Here is a 16,017-nt window from a genome sequence, read left to right on the forward strand (position 1 = left end):
TGAGACTGGCGCGGTTGGGGTGCCTTAACCCGCCAGACTTTTGCCTACCCCCCACCGTTGGCCGGGTCAGGCCACGTAATTTGCTAGGAAACTATGAAAAAACCGCAGAAATCAGCCGTTTTTCCCATATCTTTCCGCCATCCTCTGCGCCCTGACGCGGGCTGTTTTCTTGGTGTGGCAGGAACCGCACAGCAATCGGATGTTGGATGGCTCAAGCTTAGCGCCACCATCCTTGATCTCATGGACGTGGTCGCCAAAGAGACGGACACCCTCGCGTCCACACTCCTGGCATCGGCAGCCACGGACTGCCGTAATCTGACGCACCAGAGCACGCCATGCCGGAGACAGATAAAAGGGATCAGCCTTTTTCGGCGGCGGACGGGCTATGCGGGTGTCAATTGTCGCAACGCTGGGAGCGATGCATTTAAGGCGTGGTGCCATTGCAGCTCTCCGGGCAATAAAAAAGGCCGCGCACCCCGTAGGCTGCACGACCCCTAATCATGACGCTCAAAACACTGCATTTTCCGGAAAAAGGGAAGAGAAAAATGCAGTCAGGCGTATTTTTTTTTCGTGATGCTGGCTAAGCCCCTGCGAAACAGGCTTTTTGCTGTCTTGTCAGAGCGCCCAATTCGCTTACCGATCTTTTCCCAGCTAAGCCGGTGCCGATGCGTGATAGGGTGGATCATCATCCAGAGCAGCACAACACGCCGCTGATCCGCCGCACTAATGGCCTGCACCCAACCCATTGCCTCATCCATACGGCTGATTTTTGCGGCACTCGGTACAGGCGGGCGGAGATCTTCCTCCGCTACTAGGGTCAGGAGGTCTTCCAGGTCCATCAGCGTGTCACGCCATGATGAGACCCGGCTGGACGGCCTGAGGCCATGTGAGGGCAAGCATGCCAGCGTGATACCTGCCTCAAACAGACGCTGCTCCACATTCTGAGCCATTTCATCCCCACTCATAGGCTTGTTGGCCATGATTTCTGCTGGCGTTCCGATGGTTCCCATCTGGTTCCCTTCCAGTTCCCTTTATTATATATATTTATCAATAGATTAGTAAGAAAGGGAACTAAGGAACCAAGGGAACCGCAATTTCTCACACAGAGAGAATGGAGCACGAGGTATAGCTACTCCGTGAGAGCGCGGATATAGGTTCCCTTTCTGGATTTTGGTTCCCTTTAGGAAAATACAGCAACTAAAGGGAACTTGTTACGTTCCCATTGAGTTCCCTAGTGCCCTTTATGCTGAAAAAACGTTAGTCTCCGTCGAACGAAAGACCCATTTCACAGCAACGCACCCAGAAGCAGCCCTTGTGCTTCATTTTGCCGATGCTCACCGCGCATTCTCTGCCTCTGCTATCCTTAGGCGGGGGGCGATAGCTTTCCATGCGGGCGAACTCATACATATACTTTTGCCCGGCAAAGACAGTCTCTTTAAACAGCGCGGCCAACATAGCGTTGCGCGGCCATATCCACAAGCCGTCACCATCACTGGCACGCAGGGCTGGCTGGCCGCTTCGCCCCGGCGGCTCATTGGCGCGGACCACACGGATACCGTAACTTGCCAGCACACCGGCAACATTATCGCGAGAGTAATTGATATCCTGATACTCAGGTGAATCCTGCCCTCGTGGGGTATCCGGCTCAAGCATCCGGCTGATGAGCACGTTAAGGGGCTGGCGGTCTGTAGACCGGTTCATCTGGACCTTTTGTGACAGCAGGAAATCAATCATCTGCTGCGTGCCGCTTTGCGTCATGACCTGATCAACACTACGGGTATAACCAATTACACCTTTCACAGCATCATCAGCCTCAGCTTCTGTTGGCACATGGTCAAACACGAGTGTCCACCAACCGGCTAGCAGTGATCCCATCTGGTCCATTTCACGCGGCTGACAGCCTGCCTTGCCTACGGCGGCACGGAGGATAATACGTGCTTCGCGGTAACGTTCCCACCCCGCAATAGCACGGCCCCAGAGTGCCGGGCCGAGATCCCTGCACCACGCAGACAGGTCACGGTGTTCCGCAGTATGGTCAGCTCCCTGTTTGGCGGCATCCATTTCAATAATCGTGAAACGCCCCAGATGCTGCGCCTCCATATCCGGTGGCCGAATTGAGGCCATAATAATGCTGCCAGCCACGGAGATTTTGCGGGCGATACCGTCAGACCCGCCACGCGCGCCTTTGGTGCCTTCACCGCCGGTTGCGGACAGAACGAGATCCAACAGGGCACGGGCAGCACGCTGGTCAACACGATCAGACGCCTCATCCACCAGCATCGGGATGGCGCGGCCATCCACCATCTGCTCAATCCCGGCTTTAGAAGCATCATTGGTTGCAAATTTGAGAGGGATGGCGCTTTTCAGCACCTCCAGCAGAGACGATTTACCACACCCCGCACCCCCGGTCAGGAATCCGGCAGGCCGCCAGGGAATAGCAGCGCCATAATAGGCACAGGCCAGCATGCCCATGACGATAACGTCACTCCCTGGCACACGGAAATTCCAAAGATCACGGATGTTCTGCTGCAAGGCGCGGGCCTCAGCGCAGGAGCAGGGCTTTTCCGGGCGCGGCTCAGGTGCCGCCGCCGCCCATATCTGGTTGCCAATGCGCGTGCCTGGGAGCTCCAGCCGTGCGCCAACCAGAACACGATCCCCACAATGCACAATCGGCATACCTGACGGATCAGGCCACACACCGGGACGGCGGATCTGGATATGGTCTCCATACAGACCAGACCGGAAGCATTCACGTTGCAAAAATTCGGCAACATTATTGATTTTAAAATCAACAACCACGTCACGAGTAGTTTCCTCACCATCCTGTCCCTTTTCCTTAACCTTGGTTGTTTTGGGGAATTTCTCTTTCATCCAGAGGATGTTGCCACCGAACAGCGCGACCAGATCTGCACGGCGCGTCATCTGAGATGCCTTGAGCACCCGGAGCTGACCGACACGATCCAGAAAATAGAATGAGCCATCCAGATGCCCAATGACAGAAATGGGACATTCCTCATCCGGTTTTGGCGCTTCCGGCGGACCACCGCCGCCATTTTTACTATCGCGGCCGCCATCAATAACCTGAAACTGGCGATCTGCCGCATGGACCGCAGACCGGACGGCTGAAAGGCCGCTTTCACCGGATTGCATCATTAAAATCCTTACCTTTAGGCGGCTTTGCCACGCGCACATCACGTCCGGCCTGCATGTGCAGATCTATTGCTTTCTGCAGGCCCTTTTTTGCTGCGGGGGCATCATCACGGTCTGCAAGAATCAGCACATTTCTGGCTGCATCCGGCAGGCGGACAGCACCGAGATTTGAAAGGGAAACGGCTGCGAGGATACGCAGCTCCGGACAGGCCAGCGCGACGGAAAGGCATGTTTCAATCCCCTCACCAATCGCCACTGTTTCTGATCCGGTTATTTTATTGAGCGGTGTCCCGGCTACACCTTTGCGCAACCGGATGCAGCCACCAGAAAATCGGCCACGGACCTTTTTGGGGCATTCAAGATGCGCCTTGGTCCATTGACCACCATGCTGGCCGAGCCAAGTCTGATGCAGGGCGATAATGCGCCCATCCAGATCCGTGATGGCAGCCAGCATGGCAGGCAATGGAGCTTCTATTTCCGAGCAGTAATGCTCTGGTGCAAACCGGAGCGCGCCGGGCACATGGTTCAGGCTTGTCAGATCAATGCCACGAGCAAGCAGATAGGCCATTACAGGCGTACCCATGATATTGTCCTGAGCACCCAGCCATACTTTGCGGGCGCTGGCGCGGTTAGCCTGCTCTTTTTCCGTCTGCTCCTTTTCTGCCTGTTCAGCCCGTTTCTTGATTTCAGCCCGATGGACGGTGACATCCGTATCTGCGGTCAGGCCCAGATAAGAGCAAGCCCAGCGGTATGCATCAGGCAGGCTACTGCCCGTCATGCAGGCGGCGACCAGATCTAAAGCATCACCGCCGGTATTTTCCGAAAAATCCTTCCAGATACCTGCTTTTGCGCCATGCAGATGGACAGACAAGCGGGTTCCGGGTTCACCGGCCACACTTCCGGCAGTCCATTCAGCACCCGCACGGCGTCCGCCGGGCAATAGTTCCCGCGCAAGCGGCTCCATGCTTTGCGCTAGCATGGCGGATATTTCTTTATATGACAGCCGCTGTTCATTCACAGTTGGCACTCCGCACCAACGGCAGCAGGCCAGTCTGCCAGACTGGCGCGGTATGGCCGGACTGCCAGACAAACCATGCATAGCATTCCTGTCTGCCCGGTTTTTTGCCGGAGCTTTTCCCTGCCGGATGCATGATGACACGCTCACTAGATACCCACTGACGCGCCAGAGGGCGCCGGGCGAGAAACTGGCGCCGGCTGACACTTTCCACCCGCCGAAATGGTAGCAGCAGGCAGACATGCGATGCGCCGCTTTCAAACGACACATCCACCAATTCTTCCCAACAGTTATAGGGCGGATTTGAGACCACGCAGTCTGGCCGCCAGAAACGCAGGGTGTGACGGAAATCTCCAACAACCAAAGCTTGCCGCCAGCGGTCCACAATATCAGCACCGTTGGCGCGGATACCGTGTTCACGCATAACCAAGGGAATATTGCCTTCACCACAGCACGGGTCCATCACCCAGCCGGAAAACTGCTCAACCTGAAGGAGCGCCTGCACGGGCGCGGCTTCTTCCTGATAGAAATCATTTTCCACGCGGTCATAACGGGATGTTTTTTTAAACCGGCTCATGACATGCCACCTGTTTAAAATAAAACCGCCGCACAGGAGGGCCAAAGCCGAGAATAGACAGCACCGGAGCAAAGCCGCGCAGGCCGTTCTGAATATTGCTCAGGTGGGGTTCATGGATGCCAAAAATCTGCGCCGCAATGCGCTGGGATTTATGCTCCCGAATAAAATTATTCAGTTTTTCTTGCACATGCTGCGCTGTGACCAGATTTTTAGGATCTGCCGACAGAGGATAGCGCAGCACCTGCACCAATCCAAGCGCTGCCACAACATCATGGCTGAACCCGCGTAGGTTTTGCGTATCCCGCACAGCCTGCACCGGAATGTTGTGCTGGCGGGCAAAAGCCGCCGCACCGCCAGAAACACGAATTGCCCGGTTCATGATCCCGCAAAAACGGGTGCAGTCCATTAGCCGTTCAGACATTTTTCATCCGATCCCGATTATAGCGCCATGCCAGAGACATACCGCTGGAGACGCGCACCTGATCTTTCAGGTCCGGCCGGATTGCCGCGGACTGGCGAAGGTCACGATCATTCCGGCTGCGTGATGCGACAATATGCCGCCCAGGCAGAGCAGGCTGGCCAAAGCTCCGCACACAGACGGAAAGTGGATTTTTAGAAAAATTATTCATATTTTCTTGCTTTTCTGGCTATCAAGCCGGAGCTGCTTGCGGCGGGTATAGATAGAGCGCTCAGAAACGCCGAGCCTGCGGGCCTGCCGCCTGACACATAGCCCGCACCGCTCAAAATGCCGTAGCTTTGTATCCATAGCGTGTGTCCATTCAATTGCTGCACGTACCATCAGGCCGCACCTGACTGGCCAGTGCCAACGATATGCGGTTTATTATCCGCAATGATTTTGTGCAGAGCATGTTCCAGACGGTCCATTGCCAGCCGGGACGGGTGCAGGTGCTCCAGAATGGCCCGTGCCTCTGCAACATCAACCTGCCCATCTTCCAGACTTTCAATGCCTTCCTGCAAAACCTCGCTGGTAAACTTGGAGAATTTTGCGAGTTCCTGCGGGATATGCCCAGTCCCGGAGAACTTGACCGGAACAAGCCGGAATCCTTCAGCCACAGCCATGGCGGCAAGAATTAGCGGTTCCTGCGCGCTGATATCCAGATCCACCGCGACGTCAGCCGGGACACATTGCAGACTGTTGCGGTTGCCGTAGTCGCTCAACTGAGAGCGGCCAACGCGGCATACACGCTCCGCCGCATCTATCCCGCCAATGACTTTGAGTGCATTTTTAGTGGCAGTTTTGATAGCTGCGACGGACATCAGGCAACACTCCGCCAGCGCTCTAACCCGCGCCAGAGTGCCGACATTGAAACCTCATGCTCAGCATTCAGCGCACCGTTTAAACGCGGCAAGGCATAGACTGCCGTATTTTCAGCTTTTTCTGGCTCAGGATTGGGGTTTTTGACTTTATCGTATTCCGCACAGATACGGCGGGACTTACTGAGATAGCTCTTTTTCAGAGTGCGGAGCTTTATGCCAAACAGAGTGGCAATGTCCTGCACCGGCAAACCCTGCAAAGAAAGAGCCGCAATGGCTGTGATATTCTGCCCAAGAATACTGGCCGGATTTGCCAGCATTTTCATGCCAAGCCGCCGCACTAGAGGCACATCAACAGAACTGGCTAGAGCCGCAAGGCTTTTAGCGCTACCCGTTTCAACCTGATAGGCCGTAACCAGCTCACGAATTTTGGCAATACAGACACCACTGCTCAGCGTGCCGTATTTTACACCCATAGCCATGGAGCAATGCCGGATTGTATGCCCGGCAATAACCAGACGGGCAGCGCCGGACACACGCTGCTGCATAGGCTCTGACAAGCCCCGCAATACCCGGCTGGCAACATGGCTAAAAAGAGCCACATCGACTTCAGCACAGTTACTCCGGACCATATCCGGCTGACAGGCTGAGGCCGCAGGCGTACTGGTGGCGTTATGAGTTTTCATGCTACCTCACTATTTGGATCAGGCGCCTCCCTAGCTTCGCCCAAAGCGCGCACCAGCCTAGTCAGCACGCTGACAGTTGGCGAAGTCTCACCGCTCTTCCATCTCTGGAACGTGCTACGGGCAACACCAGCACGCCTACAGACGTCACCGATTGATTGCCCTTGACGAACAGCCTCACATTCGATGTCTGCCGGGGTTGGGATAAGCATCATGGATGCAAATATGCGCAATAATGCAAACTATGCAAGCGCAAAAATGCGCCGGGACACGCTTTCTACTATATGCAAATATGCGCATATGGAAAAAGACGCACGCGCACTCCGAAAAGAGCAGCAGAAATATATAGATGAGATTAGGGGCCGGACAGGAAAATCCTATTCGGCTATTGCGCGTGCTATCGGATCAGCACCAAGCACAATTGTGCGCTTCATGGATGACAATGCATCGTCACACGCCTTGAGCGCTATGACGATGGAAAAGCTTAAGATCATATTTGACCTACCAAAATTCCAGCCCCCCAATATTGAAAGCCTTGTCCATTCCGAGCCCGTCACGTTAGCAGGTTTTATTCAGGCAGGAGTATGGCAGGATACCGGATTGTTCAGCCCTCAGGCCCCCCTTGAGTATGTCATGGTTGCACCAGATGAGCGTTACCCTGGTCTGCGGCGATGGGCCTTCACTGTGCGTGGCGATTCCATGGATAAAATTTATCCTGACGGCACAATTGTCGTTGCTGTTTCATTTTTTGATTTATGCCGTGCCCCTAAGACAGGGGATAAAGTTATTGCCATTAGAAAAGAGCATGGACTAGAAGAGGCAACACTGAAAGAAATCGAAATACTTGACGATGGGAGCGTTGCCCTATGGCCTCGCAGTACAAATCCAAGATTCTCTCAGGCCATTATAATTAATAATAAATTTGATGATGACCTGCCAGACGATGGGTGTCATTCAGATTACCGTATTGAAGGGCTTATTATCCAGAGCATAAGAAGAGAGTAAAATATGGAATATGTATATATTAATAGAGACTCCGATAAAGAGAGAAAGAATAAATTTCTAACAAAGAATAATATTGATTTTGATATAAAGAGATTTAAAGCAATAGATAAATCAGTAATAAGATTGGATAATCTTATCAGTAAAGGGATTGTTGAAGATGGCGCTTATTATAGCATTTCTGCTATAGGAAACGCACTTTCACATATTTCTATATGGAATAAATCAATTAGAGATGGTAAGATTTATACCATATTTGAAGATGATGCAGTTATTTGCAAAAATTTTAAAGAAGAAAGTGATAAAATATTATCTAATTTATTTAATAAATTTGATATTATAGTTTGGGGATATAATTTTGATTCAACATTAACGATAGACTTTCTTGAAAATATTGCTCCATGTGTTGTTAATTTTGATGAAATTAATTTAAAAAGAAATATAGATAAATTTTTTGATCGAGATATTCAGTCATATCCGTATAAACTACTTCAGTCATTTGGGTTATGTGGCTATACAATAACTCCAGAAGGAGCAAAAAAACTAATAGATTTTTGTCTTCCAATAAAAAAAGAATCATATTTTCAAATTGGCCTAAATAGAAATATTAAAAATGAAGGCTTAGACCATATCATGTCTTACAATTATAGAAATATAAGGGCTTTTGCTTCATTTCCCCCTCTTTGTGTGTCAGAAAATGATAAAATAGCATCAACTATTAATTCTGATACGACATACAGACGCATCATATAGTAAGATCTGATACAATATAAAAATGCGCATTTTTGCGCTTGCTTATTTTGCATTTTTGCGCATATTCTTGCCCCATCGCCACCAACGCGATGGAGGAACACATGCAGGCACAGACACCACAGCAGACCGCCGAGGCAGGCCCCAGTGAGCTGGCCGCCCAGCAGGATGCTGACCTTTACCGCCATATCCTTTTCATCTTGGTTCCCAGCAGCAGCAGTGCATGGGTGCCAACGCTAGATACCTCATGCGACTGGATGGAGCACGCCCGCCGGGATGCGCCAGTAGGGGTTGATCCAGTATCTCTGGCAAAAACCTGCTTTGACGAAAGCTTTATGGCGCTGACGGGTTTAAAGCCCGTTACGGATGGAGAGCCACGGGATATCTGGACAAAGTTTGTCCATCGGCAGATCAGCCGGAAATGCCGGGAGCTGAACCCGGAGAAATTCCGCAACAAGCCGCGTAAAATTGTGCAGATAGCCACGCATTATGACCCAGACATGATGAACTACCGGCTGCACGCCTTATGCAGTGACGGCACAATTTATGCACTAAGCCCTGAGCCGCACCAGCAGTGGCTGATTGAGCTGCCTATTCCGCAGGGCAATGTCCAGCAAGTAACTGCACAGTAAAAGAAAAGAACAGAGCAGATGCAAAACGTAAATCAGTTTGAGCGGCATCGCGCTGCATTGGAGCAGTGCGTCCATAATACTGTGCATGATGCCGAAGCCCGGCAGGCCATGCTGAGCTACATTGCTGCAATGGGCGGCGCCATGCACGCAGAGGAACGCATTGCAGATGCCGCCATGCGGACAACCCACCACGCCCAGCGCAGAGGCCTGCTGAGCCGGTTTGTGCTGGATGTGCGGGAGTGTGCGGCGTGAGCCAGAAAGAAAACGATCTGAAAAAGCTTGAGCAATTCTATCACTCAGCCATCAAGCAGATTCAGGACGCTAAGGACGGCCATGAAATCAGCATTATCCTCTCTATTATCATGGGATATCCTGACAATGGAGACATTGGAACTGATACCAAAACTTATGGCCGCCGTGAGGAAATATTGGTTGGTTCACTGGATTCCGCCATCGAAGCGATAGCGGAATATCCTGATGAGGCCAGAAGCTTTATTGCGCTCCGCGCTCAGGCAATGATTGGCGAAAGCACCCAGCGCCTGAGAGCAGGGAATAAAACACCACCTACGACCGAAGAACTGGACGCCCTGATTGAACAGGCCAAGCTAAACCATAGGGTGGCAACATGCCCAAACATAAAATTACACTAAAGCCGCAGCATAGCGGCGGGTATCTGGCAGTTTTAACAGATGAGCATGGCCAGTTTGTGGAATTTGGCAAATGCCAGAGTGAGCAGCGCGACGGTAAGCGGCATATCACCGGCTCTAGCACACGCGGGCTGATGGGATGGGTGTTTGATCTGTGGTCCGTCGGCGGTGGCCTGTTCCACGCCACAGCCACGGACAACCGTGACTGGCTCATTGTTTTTAACGACTGCGAGACCGTGATGGATGATGGCCAGCAGACTATTGAGGGCTGGAGCAATGACGTCCGGACGCTGGAGCCAGCGGCAGAGCAGGTGGCGGCATGAAAAAACATCAAGCGCTACCGTTTGTAAAGGCAGTCCCTGATACTGGAGGAATATTTACGCTTGATTTTGGTGATGGCGCATTTATCCCCAATGTGAATCTGGCTACTTGCTTTATATCAATATCAACATCTGACTTTTGTTTTAGGAACTTCGCTCATGCAATGATGCCGTATGAAGACCGGGAAGTGTCTAGATATCCAACGAAGGAGACTATTCAAGTATCGCGTATAGGTGAGCATCAATATGCACTGAGATATGATAAAGTTTTTTGGGGGATTAGAGACGTCGTTCGGGGTTCTAGTTTTTTCTTTGAGACAGAAGAAAAATGTAAAAGGTTCCGTGATGAAAAACAGTACGACGGAGAAGTTATTCCATATTTTTGCGTAAACCCCTCTTTTCCGCTTTTTTATGGTGAAGTCTTTGATTTTTGTATTGGCGCCTGTGAAGCGCAAATCCCTAATGCGAATGAGGCGGACAGTCGCTCAGAGCGGAATGGTTATCTGGCTGCGATAAAAGACTGTATTGATGCAATAAAATTAGCCCAAAAATCTGGAGCTCAGAGAGAATGATACTGACACCAGAAATGATTGAGGCTGCTGCTGTTGCCATGGCTAATTTCGACGTTTCTTTGGTTGGATGTCCAATTCTTCAAAGTATAGATGAGTTCAGGTTTGACAAAGATCGTGATGAGTATCTTAGGAGAGCCAAGGTAGTTCTTGAAGCTGCCATCACCGCATGGAACACCCGCGCAGGAGAGACGGCATGAGCGCCCCAAGTATAGAATTGGAAAACCTTCCAAAAGCAGTAGAGCTTGCCAAAAAGCTAAAGTCTATTCGCCTCTCAATTTCTGCTTATGATCCGCGTGATTGTAAAGCAAAATTAAAGATATTTTTCCGTGTCGGCTCCGGGATTGACCCTGTTGAGTATAGTACAGACAAAGTTTTGCCCGTCCTTCGCGCTCATGAACAGGCTTATGAAAATGAGTTGTATAAACTTGGCGTCAAATATGGCCCAAGCGCAGAAAACCCGTGGGAGAAGCGGAAAGAAATTTACAACCGTATATCGTTGGAAATTCAAATGCACCCAGAGTTTAAGGATTATCTAGAAGCAATCCGTACCGACAAGAAAGAATTTACTGACAAGTTCGAAAATAAAACTGCGATTAGTGCGCCAGATTTTCTTGTGTTCCATGATTGCGTGAAGAATGGGCGGTGAAGATGAGCAACTCCACCAACTGGCCCAACCCCGAACGGCCCGGCGTACCGCTGTTCCCTGAGCAAGATGGAAAGCACGTCATTGACGTTGATCCAGAGGGACAAAAAACTGAACTGGTCTATTACTGGATAGCAAAACATCAAGTCTGGATTGAATACGAATACCAAGGCCCTGACGATGCCCTTGAGGGATATGACCTGATCGGATGGGTCTATGTCGGCCCCTGCTTCACCCCCACTCAGATCAGCGAGATGCTGGCGGGAGAGCGGGAGAGATGCTTGGCCGCAATTACTGAGCATGGGAAACGGGCTGAATTATGCTGGAATGGAAGCACGTCCGACGAAGAAAAACAGTATTGGCGAGGCGCGCTTAACACTTTTGAAGCATGCTCTGACGAAATCCGCAACCTAGGAGCCGCGTCATGAGCAAAGCAGATGGCCAGACAGGAAAGCAGCGGCCAACAATGCCTGATTGGCCACGCATTATGCGGCGAGAAAAGGCCGCACAATATCTGGATATTTCCCCAAGCCTTTTGGATAGAGAGGTTGCATCCGGACGCCTGCCTAAGCCCGTGCAGCTTACCCCTACAGTACGTGGATGGGTAAGGGACGACCTAGACGCGATGATTGATGATCTTAAAAACCCAATGGACCCCGCAAGCGACTGGATCTGATGACCAAGCTTAATCTGCTATACGTGCAGAAAATTAGAAAAAATAAAAGGTTATATTATTATTTCAGAAAACCCGGATGTAGCCGGAGACAGCTTCCAGGATATCCCGGCAGTCGGGAGTTTATGGAGGCGTACCAACAGGCGCAGTCTGGAGATAAAGAGCAGGTCGGAGAGTCCAAAGCGATACCCGGCAGCATGCGGCTGCTAGTAGCGACATGGCGTATGTCACATCAGTTCAGGTCTTTACGTGCCCAGTCACAAACAACCTATGCGCACCTGCTGGATAAATTTGTTGAATTACACGGTGATAAGTCTGTCCGCACTGCACAGCCCAAGCATATCCGTGCGATACTGGAAGCAATGAGCAATACACCAGCACAGGCTAATGCGCTGCGGAATGTTTTACGCCAGCTTTTTCAGTATGCTTTTGAGAATGACTGGAGACCAGACAATCCGGTTCGGGACATTAAAAAGCTCAAATACAAAAAGAGCCCGATTCCTACATGGTCGGAAGAGGATATAGAGAAATTCGAGCAATGCTGGCCAATCGGCACACGGGCACGGCTTGCACTGACACTGCTGCTCTATACAGGCCAGCGCCGCAGCGATGTGATTCGCATGGGAGTGGCGAATGTGAAGGATGGAGCGATATCTGTCGCGCAGATCAAAACGGATGTGCGCTTACTGATCCCGCTGCATCCAGATCTGCATGCAGTAATCAGGCTATTGCCAGAAAATACAGCCGCATTTCTGATGACCCAGCAAGGCAGGGCATTTGCTTCTGGGAACGCATTTTATAACTGGTTTAAGGAGTGTGCCGTTAAGGCAGGCATACCCAGCACACTTGGCCCGCATGGACTGCGCAAAGCAGCGGCGCGACGGATGGCGGAGGCTGGCTGCACACCACATCAGATTGCATCAATCACAGGCCATCAGACACTTGCAGAGGTTGAGAGATACACCAAAGCCGTGCAGCAAAGACTGGTAGCAGAGCAGGCCGTCAGCATGCTTGGAAAACCTGAAAAAAGGCTAAAAGCAAAGAAGCCTGTGTAAACTGGCAAAGCAAAGTTTACACAAAATCTTATTTTATTGTTGTAAATCAATGAGATAATAAGGCGGGTGGTGGAGCTAAGGGGAATCGAACCCCTGACCTCCTCATTGCGAACGAGGCGCTCTCCCATCTGAGCTATAGCCCCGCCTTTATAAGGCTGGAAGCTAAAGGGCTTATCAAGACACTGTCAAGCTGTATTGTATCGGTCTGAGGTCTGGCGAAAACCAGATCCGCCCCCTGTGTTGTGGAGACGTGTTCTTGCTGTTTGTTCTTTTCTCAGTGTTGATGCGGCTGTTGGAAATTTATTGCTGGATTCTGATTCTGTCCTGCATTTTCATCAATCTCTGTCTGTTTGGTATTCTGGACAGCCGGAAGCAGATTGTCTGGAAAGTGGGCCTCTTCCTTAATCGGATTACGGAACCGGTGTTGGAACCTGTGCGCCGTATTCTGCCCTCACTGGGTGGGGTGGACTTTAGCCCTATGGTTGTGCTGCTGGGGATTCAGTATGTGCTGCAACCGGTACTGGTCAGTCTTTTCAGAACACTGATGTATCGGTGAGATTCAAAAAGGGATCGTGTCTCATTTTTGAGCACGAACCCGGGTGGTCTTTTCTTTCTCAGGAAAAAATTACGCAGCAGCATTGTTGGCTTTTGCGGCTTAACGATGTCTGCACTCTCCGCATCCATCTGCGCGATCGCGGAGGGGATGTTGGCCGGATTGAAGACGGAATCTGTAATCAGGCCAATATCGTTGCCCAGCGTGTGGTGGCATTAACTGCGGAAATTGCCGGAGCACGGGCGCTAATGGCCGTGTAACCCATATCAACGCTCTGGCAGAGCTCTGGCCGATTGCGCGACCAAGCGCACGGCCGAAATCGCCAAAGAGACGACTACTGCTGGCTGCGGTAAGTTCATACTGATTAACGTCGCGTCTTGCTTGTATTCCAAAGTAAAAGGAGTGACGTTGTCACTTTTATCCAATGACATGCCTGTTCGATTTTCTGTAATGATTATTGATAATTATTTTTGATGTATAAATATAAATTGTAAAAAATATTAATGGAATTATAAAATTTATATATAAATAAAACAGGTAAAAATTTACGATTTTTACCTGTTTCCAGAAACTATCCAGTCATCTGGTGTTAGTCAGATAGGCATGAGGTCTCTTTTAGCCAAAAAGAATACGCAGATTTTTCCCAATATCCGGCAGGGCTTTGGAGAACGCATCCGCCTGCTTCTGGCCAGCAGCCATATCAGCTTTTGCAGTCTCAATAACCGTGTTTGGTGTCACGTTGCCGCTGAACAGCGCTTTGAACTGGTTGGACAGAGCCTGCCCGTCCTGAGTCAGAGTGGCACGCATATGAGAGACAAAGTCTACCAGACCATTGGCTGCGGCTGTCTGAGCATCGTTCATGGTGCCACCGTTTACGGCAGACAGTTCAGTTGTTGTTAAAGAACGCATGATTTCTCTCCAAAAATTAACCGAAGTTAATTCGTATAATTTTTGAGACAATTCTGCAAGGGGATGGACACGCCGCGCGTTATCGACAGAGGCTGCACTGCTTATCCACAAGCTTACCCCCGCAGCAATCCGCAGAATCTGGGGATAAGTACAAAGGCAGGAAATTGTGTGGTTTCAGGACTGTCGTACGCAATAGGGCACAAGCATACAGGGCGACCATAAGACGGAGGCAGATGGCTCTGGCTTTACAATCTGGTCAACGCCATTGGGTAGAACAACGGCCATGCCACGGGCGCTGCCGATACAAACCCCAAAAATTGACTGGACCCCACCATGAATACTGTTGCCACAAATTCCCACGCTATCACCCCGCTGGTTACTGCTGGCGAGGCTCTGTTTTCCACGCTGACCGACCACACTTTCAGCGAGAATGCTGTCAAAGTCAGTTCCGGTGTTACGTCCCTTTTGGATGGCTTGTTCCCGACGCTTGCCTCAAAAGTTAGCTTCGATATGGATGGCGTTCTGATTGGCACGACGGAAGTGCTGACCGGACTGAATACCGCCATCTGCGCGGCGAAGGTCAAGCAGGCCGCGGCACAGACCCCGGCTATCACGGGCGGCGCATGACACCGTATCTCTGGTGGGGGCTGACGATTGTTGTGATCGTCAGCCTCATAGCATTGATCACCTTCGCGTTTCGTGCGGGTGATAACGCGCAGAACGTGCACAGCAGCGAACTCGCGGCAGAAGATGCCGAAGTTGTGGCCGGAGTGCAGGCCAACATGGCCAAGGCGCAGGCTGAAGGGCCGCAGGATAAAGACCAGCTTCTGCAGCGGCTGGATGCGGGGACGGGGTGAGGCGCAAATGAGCCAGAAAGTGCTTTATTTGGCAGTTTTCTGCCTGCTTATGGCGAGTTGTTCACCCTCAACGCTCAAACCAGTCTGCCCCCAGATCGTCCCATGGTCGGCTGAGTTCCAGCATCAGGCGGCGGCGGAAATCAGGGCAAATCCCGGTCTCGTCGCACTGCCTGAGATTGCACGGCAGGACGTGGTGCTGCGGGATCAGGTGAAGGCGTGCCGAAAGGGAAGGTGAGGGGCTTCCACTCTCTGTGGGGTAGGCCATGCAGTTTATGCTGCTGTTCAATCCCCGTCTACGGTGATTGCCTGCGGCCACAAGCTAGTTGTTCAGTCCCTGCGTGGCAGAGGGATTCCGGTAATGATCTACTGCGGCTAAGCGTGATCCCGGCTGGTTTCCGATTTTTCTGCGAGGCTGAACGCTTAGACCCATGCGGGGGCGTGTGGTAGCGGTCACCATCATTGATGGTCCGTTTCAGTGTGTCCATCCACATCGCCGCTCTGTAAGCGTAGATACGGGTTAGGTTAAGTATAAGGAAATGCCAGTAGTCACGAAAAGGTGACCACGTCAAATTACACTAAACTGTCATGAAATCCGCAGAAATCTGCGTTAAAATGGTGCCCAAGACCGGGATCGAACCAGTGACACTGCGATTTTCAGTCGCATGCTCTACCAACTGAGCTACTTGGGCACCGCAGCCTTGCGG

The 16,017-nt window shown here is 51.3% G+C and carries 29 protein-coding genes and 2 tRNA genes; 16 read left to right on the forward strand and 15 right to left on the reverse strand.

Translation table 11 applies throughout. From position 1 onward, the window contains the following. Positions 1–111: 111 nt before the first annotated feature. The 11 genes from AD949_RS13855 to AD949_RS14760 all read right to left on the reverse strand — a co-directional run bounded on the left by AD949_RS13855 (position 112) and on the right by AD949_RS14760 (position 6,915). A complete protein-coding gene (locus tag AD949_RS13855) occupies positions 112–441 on the reverse strand; it encodes an HNH endonuclease signature motif containing protein (RefSeq protein ID WP_082064671.1) in 330 nt (109 codons plus the stop codon). Between the two features lie 110 nt (positions 442–551). Next, a complete protein-coding gene (locus AD949_RS10575) occupies positions 552–1,010 on the reverse strand; it encodes a DUF6362 family protein (protein ID WP_048835461.1) in 459 nt (152 codons plus the stop codon). A 247-nt stretch (positions 1,011–1,257) separates the two neighbouring features. Continuing rightward, entirely contained in the window at positions 1,258–3,153 is a 1,896-nt protein-coding gene (locus tag AD949_RS10580) for an ATP-binding protein (RefSeq protein ID WP_244463317.1), read from the reverse strand. Beyond that, on the reverse strand, positions 3,137–4,129 hold the full coding sequence (locus AD949_RS10585; RefSeq protein WP_048835459.1) for a DUF7146 domain-containing protein: 993 nt from the start codon (positions 4,127–4,129) through the stop codon (positions 3,137–3,139). The genes AD949_RS10580 and AD949_RS10585 overlap by 17 nt, the downstream gene beginning before the upstream one ends. 31 nt (positions 4,130–4,160) lie before the next feature. Then, entirely contained in the window at positions 4,161–4,742 is a 582-nt protein-coding gene (locus tag AD949_RS10590) for a TRM11 family methyltransferase (protein ID WP_048835458.1), read from the reverse strand. After that, positions 4,729–5,163: a helix-turn-helix domain-containing protein gene (locus tag AD949_RS10595; RefSeq protein ID WP_141325456.1), complete on the reverse strand. Its 435-nt coding sequence runs from the start codon at positions 5,161–5,163 to the stop codon at positions 4,729–4,731. The genes AD949_RS10590 and AD949_RS10595 overlap by 14 nt, the downstream gene beginning before the upstream one ends. Next, complete coding sequence (locus AD949_RS10600) at positions 5,156–5,371, reverse strand: hypothetical protein (RefSeq protein ID WP_048835456.1); 216 nt, start codon at positions 5,369–5,371, stop codon at positions 5,156–5,158. Before AD949_RS10600 ends, AD949_RS10595 begins: the two co-directional genes overlap by 8 nt. Further along, positions 5,368–5,541 carry a hypothetical protein gene (locus AD949_RS14150; RefSeq protein WP_156475929.1) on the reverse strand — a complete coding sequence of 58 codons (174 nt, stop codon included), beginning with the start codon at positions 5,539–5,541 and terminating at the stop codon, positions 5,368–5,370. The genes AD949_RS10600 and AD949_RS14150 overlap by 4 nt, the downstream gene beginning before the upstream one ends. Beyond that, complete coding sequence (locus AD949_RS10605) at positions 5,541–6,020, reverse strand: thioredoxin domain-containing protein (RefSeq protein WP_048835455.1); 480 nt, start codon at positions 6,018–6,020, stop codon at positions 5,541–5,543. The genes AD949_RS14150 and AD949_RS10605 overlap by 1 nt, the downstream gene beginning before the upstream one ends. Then, the gene (locus AD949_RS10610) at positions 6,020–6,703 is read right to left on the reverse strand and encodes a hypothetical protein (RefSeq protein WP_048835454.1); all 684 of its coding nucleotides are present in this window, start codon (positions 6,701–6,703) and stop codon (positions 6,020–6,022) included. The genes AD949_RS10605 and AD949_RS10610 overlap by 1 nt, the downstream gene beginning before the upstream one ends. Then, on the reverse strand, positions 6,700–6,915 hold the full coding sequence (locus tag AD949_RS14760) for a helix-turn-helix domain-containing protein (RefSeq protein ID WP_141325458.1): 216 nt from the start codon (positions 6,913–6,915) through the stop codon (positions 6,700–6,702). Before AD949_RS14760 ends, AD949_RS10610 begins: the two co-directional genes overlap by 4 nt. Here AD949_RS14760 and AD949_RS10615 point away from each other — a divergent pair. From AD949_RS10615 to AD949_RS10665, 12 genes are all read left to right on the forward strand, one after another. After that, a complete protein-coding gene (locus AD949_RS10615; protein WP_158319946.1) occupies positions 6,914–7,705 on the forward strand; it encodes a LexA family protein in 792 nt (263 codons plus the stop codon). The two genes, AD949_RS14760 and AD949_RS10615, sit on opposite strands and share 2 nt — an antisense overlap. 3 nt (positions 7,706–7,708) lie before the next feature. Next, positions 7,709–8,455, forward strand: coding sequence for a glycosyltransferase family 25 protein (locus tag AD949_RS13860; RefSeq protein ID WP_082064643.1), 747 nt, complete (start codon positions 7,709–7,711; stop codon positions 8,453–8,455). A 101-nt stretch (positions 8,456–8,556) separates the two neighbouring features. After that, positions 8,557–9,084 (forward strand): hypothetical protein, encoded by a 528-nt coding sequence (locus AD949_RS10620; protein WP_048835452.1) that lies wholly within the window; start codon positions 8,557–8,559, stop codon positions 9,082–9,084. A gap of 18 nt (positions 9,085–9,102) precedes the next feature. Further along, positions 9,103–9,336 carry a hypothetical protein gene (locus AD949_RS10625; protein ID WP_048835451.1) on the forward strand — a complete coding sequence of 78 codons (234 nt, stop codon included), beginning with the start codon at positions 9,103–9,105 and terminating at the stop codon, positions 9,334–9,336. After that, the gene (locus AD949_RS10630) at positions 9,333–9,734 is read left to right on the forward strand and encodes a hypothetical protein (protein WP_141325460.1); all 402 of its coding nucleotides are present in this window, start codon (positions 9,333–9,335) and stop codon (positions 9,732–9,734) included. The genes AD949_RS10625 and AD949_RS10630 overlap by 4 nt, the downstream gene beginning before the upstream one ends. Next, a complete protein-coding gene (locus AD949_RS10635; protein ID WP_048835449.1) occupies positions 9,710–10,054 on the forward strand; it encodes a hypothetical protein in 345 nt (114 codons plus the stop codon). The genes AD949_RS10630 and AD949_RS10635 overlap by 25 nt, the downstream gene beginning before the upstream one ends. Next, complete coding sequence (locus AD949_RS10640) at positions 10,051–10,623, forward strand: hypothetical protein (protein WP_048835448.1); 573 nt, start codon at positions 10,051–10,053, stop codon at positions 10,621–10,623. Before AD949_RS10635 ends, AD949_RS10640 begins: the two co-directional genes overlap by 4 nt. After that, positions 10,620–10,820 carry a hypothetical protein gene (locus AD949_RS10645; RefSeq protein WP_048835447.1) on the forward strand — a complete coding sequence of 67 codons (201 nt, stop codon included), beginning with the start codon at positions 10,620–10,622 and terminating at the stop codon, positions 10,818–10,820. The genes AD949_RS10640 and AD949_RS10645 overlap by 4 nt, the downstream gene beginning before the upstream one ends. Continuing rightward, on the forward strand, positions 10,817–11,269 hold the full coding sequence (locus AD949_RS10650; RefSeq protein WP_048835446.1) for a hypothetical protein: 453 nt from the start codon (positions 10,817–10,819) through the stop codon (positions 11,267–11,269). The genes AD949_RS10645 and AD949_RS10650 overlap by 4 nt, the downstream gene beginning before the upstream one ends. A gap of 2 nt (positions 11,270–11,271) precedes the next feature. After that, a complete protein-coding gene (locus tag AD949_RS10655) occupies positions 11,272–11,694 on the forward strand; it encodes a hypothetical protein (protein ID WP_048835445.1) in 423 nt (140 codons plus the stop codon). Beyond that, entirely contained in the window at positions 11,691–11,942 is a 252-nt protein-coding gene (locus AD949_RS10660; protein ID WP_209421643.1) for a helix-turn-helix transcriptional regulator, read from the forward strand. The genes AD949_RS10655 and AD949_RS10660 overlap by 4 nt, the downstream gene beginning before the upstream one ends. Then, positions 11,942–12,994 carry a tyrosine-type recombinase/integrase gene (locus AD949_RS10665; protein ID WP_082064642.1) on the forward strand — a complete coding sequence of 351 codons (1,053 nt, stop codon included), beginning with the start codon at positions 11,942–11,944 and terminating at the stop codon, positions 12,992–12,994. Before AD949_RS10660 ends, AD949_RS10665 begins: the two co-directional genes overlap by 1 nt. A 67-nt stretch (positions 12,995–13,061) precedes the next feature. Here the strand turns inward: AD949_RS10665 and AD949_RS10670 are convergent. After that, positions 13,062–13,137 (reverse strand) — tRNA-Ala (locus AD949_RS10670). A 107-nt stretch (positions 13,138–13,244) separates the two neighbouring features. On the opposite strand from AD949_RS10670, the gene AD949_RS10675 reads away from it, so the two are divergent. Beyond that, on the forward strand, positions 13,245–13,550 hold the full coding sequence (locus AD949_RS10675) for a YggT family protein (protein WP_244463316.1): 306 nt from the start codon (positions 13,245–13,247) through the stop codon (positions 13,548–13,550). A gap of 92 nt (positions 13,551–13,642) precedes the next feature. Further along, positions 13,643–13,807: a hypothetical protein gene (locus AD949_RS14160; RefSeq protein ID WP_156475930.1), complete on the forward strand. Its 165-nt coding sequence runs from the start codon at positions 13,643–13,645 to the stop codon at positions 13,805–13,807. Positions 13,808–14,162: 355 nt separating this feature from the next. Here the strand turns inward: AD949_RS14160 and AD949_RS10685 are convergent, their stop codons facing one another. Further along, positions 14,163–14,456 (reverse strand): hypothetical protein, encoded by a 294-nt coding sequence (locus tag AD949_RS10685; RefSeq protein ID WP_048835441.1) that lies wholly within the window; start codon positions 14,454–14,456, stop codon positions 14,163–14,165. 333 nt (positions 14,457–14,789) lie between these two features. Here AD949_RS10685 and AD949_RS10690 point away from each other — a divergent pair, with 333 nt between their 5' ends. After that, complete coding sequence (locus AD949_RS10690; RefSeq protein ID WP_048835440.1) at positions 14,790–15,083, forward strand: hypothetical protein; 294 nt, start codon at positions 14,790–14,792, stop codon at positions 15,081–15,083. Beyond that, entirely contained in the window at positions 15,080–15,313 is a 234-nt protein-coding gene (locus AD949_RS10695; protein WP_048835439.1) for a hypothetical protein, read from the forward strand. Before AD949_RS10690 ends, AD949_RS10695 begins: the two co-directional genes overlap by 4 nt. 67 nt (positions 15,314–15,380) lie before the next feature. Here AD949_RS10695 and AD949_RS14165 read toward each other — a convergent pair whose 3' ends face one another. After that, positions 15,381–15,578 (reverse strand): hypothetical protein, encoded by a 198-nt coding sequence (locus tag AD949_RS14165; protein ID WP_141325377.1) that lies wholly within the window; start codon positions 15,576–15,578, stop codon positions 15,381–15,383. A gap of 348 nt (positions 15,579–15,926) precedes the next feature. Beyond that, positions 15,927–16,002 (reverse strand) — tRNA-Phe (locus AD949_RS10705). Positions 16,003–16,017 lie beyond the last annotated feature (15 nt).

The organism is Acetobacter orleanensis, assembly GCF_001581005.1.
Classification (GTDB): Bacteria; Pseudomonadota; Alphaproteobacteria; order Acetobacterales; family Acetobacteraceae; genus Acetobacter; species Acetobacter orleanensis.

Coding starts and splice junctions, on each gene's coding strand:
- AD949_RS13855 (WP_082064671.1), bottom strand. CDS start 441: ATGGCACCACGCCTTAAATGCATCGCTCCCAGCGTTGCGACAATTGAC.
- AD949_RS10575 (WP_048835461.1), bottom strand. CDS start 1,010: ATGGGAACCATCGGAACGCCAGCAGAAATCATGGCCAACAAGCCTATG.
- AD949_RS10580 (WP_244463317.1), bottom strand. CDS start 3,153: ATGATGCAATCCGGTGAAAGCGGCCTTTCAGCCGTCCGGTCTGCGGTC.
- AD949_RS10585 (WP_048835459.1), bottom strand. CDS start 4,129: ATGCTAGCGCAAAGCATGGAGCCGCTTGCGCGGGAACTATTGCCCGGC.
- AD949_RS10590 (WP_048835458.1), bottom strand. CDS start 4,742: ATGAGCCGGTTTAAAAAAACATCCCGTTATGACCGCGTGGAAAATGAT.
- AD949_RS10595 (WP_141325456.1), bottom strand. CDS start 5,163: ATGTCTGAACGGCTAATGGACTGCACCCGTTTTTGCGGGATCATGAAC.
- AD949_RS10600 (WP_048835456.1), bottom strand. CDS start 5,371: ATGAATAATTTTTCTAAAAATCCACTTTCCGTCTGTGTGCGGAGCTTT.
- AD949_RS14150 (WP_156475929.1), bottom strand. CDS start 5,541: ATGGTACGTGCAGCAATTGAATGGACACACGCTATGGATACAAAGCTA.
- AD949_RS10605 (WP_048835455.1), bottom strand. CDS start 6,020: ATGTCCGTCGCAGCTATCAAAACTGCCACTAAAAATGCACTCAAAGTC.
- AD949_RS10610 (WP_048835454.1), bottom strand. CDS start 6,703: ATGAAAACTCATAACGCCACCAGTACGCCTGCGGCCTCAGCCTGTCAG.
- AD949_RS10615 (WP_158319946.1), top strand. CDS start 6,914: ATGGATGCAAATATGCGCAATAATGCAAACTATGCAAGCGCAAAAATG.
- AD949_RS14760 (WP_141325458.1), bottom strand. CDS start 6,915: ATGATGCTTATCCCAACCCCGGCAGACATCGAATGTGAGGCTGTTCGT.
- AD949_RS13860 (WP_082064643.1), top strand. CDS start 7,709: ATGGAATATGTATATATTAATAGAGACTCCGATAAAGAGAGAAAGAAT.
- AD949_RS10620 (WP_048835452.1), top strand. CDS start 8,557: ATGCAGGCACAGACACCACAGCAGACCGCCGAGGCAGGCCCCAGTGAG.
- AD949_RS10625 (WP_048835451.1), top strand. CDS start 9,103: ATGCAAAACGTAAATCAGTTTGAGCGGCATCGCGCTGCATTGGAGCAG.
- AD949_RS10635 (WP_048835449.1), top strand. CDS start 9,710: ATGCCCAAACATAAAATTACACTAAAGCCGCAGCATAGCGGCGGGTAT.
- AD949_RS10640 (WP_048835448.1), top strand. CDS start 10,051: ATGAAAAAACATCAAGCGCTACCGTTTGTAAAGGCAGTCCCTGATACT.
- AD949_RS10645 (WP_048835447.1), top strand. CDS start 10,620: ATGATACTGACACCAGAAATGATTGAGGCTGCTGCTGTTGCCATGGCT.
- AD949_RS10650 (WP_048835446.1), top strand. CDS start 10,817: ATGAGCGCCCCAAGTATAGAATTGGAAAACCTTCCAAAAGCAGTAGAG.
- AD949_RS10655 (WP_048835445.1), top strand. CDS start 11,272: ATGAGCAACTCCACCAACTGGCCCAACCCCGAACGGCCCGGCGTACCG.
- AD949_RS10660 (WP_209421643.1), top strand. CDS start 11,691: ATGAGCAAAGCAGATGGCCAGACAGGAAAGCAGCGGCCAACAATGCCT.
- AD949_RS10665 (WP_082064642.1), top strand. CDS start 11,942: ATGACCAAGCTTAATCTGCTATACGTGCAGAAAATTAGAAAAAATAAA.
- AD949_RS10685 (WP_048835441.1), bottom strand. CDS start 14,456: ATGCGTTCTTTAACAACAACTGAACTGTCTGCCGTAAACGGTGGCACC.
- AD949_RS10690 (WP_048835440.1), top strand. CDS start 14,790: ATGAATACTGTTGCCACAAATTCCCACGCTATCACCCCGCTGGTTACT.
- AD949_RS10695 (WP_048835439.1), top strand. CDS start 15,080: ATGACACCGTATCTCTGGTGGGGGCTGACGATTGTTGTGATCGTCAGC.
- AD949_RS14165 (WP_141325377.1), bottom strand. CDS start 15,578: ATGGCCTACCCCACAGAGAGTGGAAGCCCCTCACCTTCCCTTTCGGCA.